The 495-nt window shown below is 61.6% G+C and carries 1 pseudogene; it reads right to left on the minus strand.

The annotated features are described in order from the left end of the window. A pseudogene (locus tag J5M71_RS27525) lies at window positions 1-495 on the minus strand (M24 family metallopeptidase); the annotation flags it as partial.

Below are 495 nucleotides of genomic sequence, written 5' to 3' on the forward strand. Positions count from 1 at the left end.
GTGATAAGCATTGAGCCACTGCTTTTCTTCCTGGGTCAGCAGGTCAGCAATCAGGCAGCGAGTATCGATCCGGGCACAGCGTCAGGGTTTCGAACTTGAGGAAGTCGCCGAATTCGCTGCTGCCGGCCTCGCGGTTCATCGCCAGGTTCTCGATGCGCACGCCCCAGCGGCCCGGGCGATAAGTGCCGGGTTCGATCGAGGTAATCATCCCCGGCTGCATCGCCGTCTGCGGTGCCGGTGCCGCTTGATAAGCGATCACTTGCGGACCTTCGTGAACGTTGAGGAAATAGCCCACGCCATGACCAGTGCCGTGGCCGTAGTCGACGTTGTCAGCCCAGATCGGCGCACGAGCGATGGCGTCGAGCAGCGGCGACAGAATGCCTTTCGGAAATCGTGCCCGCGACAGCGCAATCACGCCTTTCAACACGCGCGTGCAATCCTGTTTCTGCTCCTGGGTCGGCGTACCCACCGGGACCATGCGCGTGATGTCTGTGG

The sequence above is a fragment of the Pseudomonas sp. 43(2021) genome, assembly GCF_017490805.1.
Lineage (GTDB): Bacteria > Pseudomonadota > Gammaproteobacteria > Pseudomonadales > Pseudomonadaceae > Aquipseudomonas.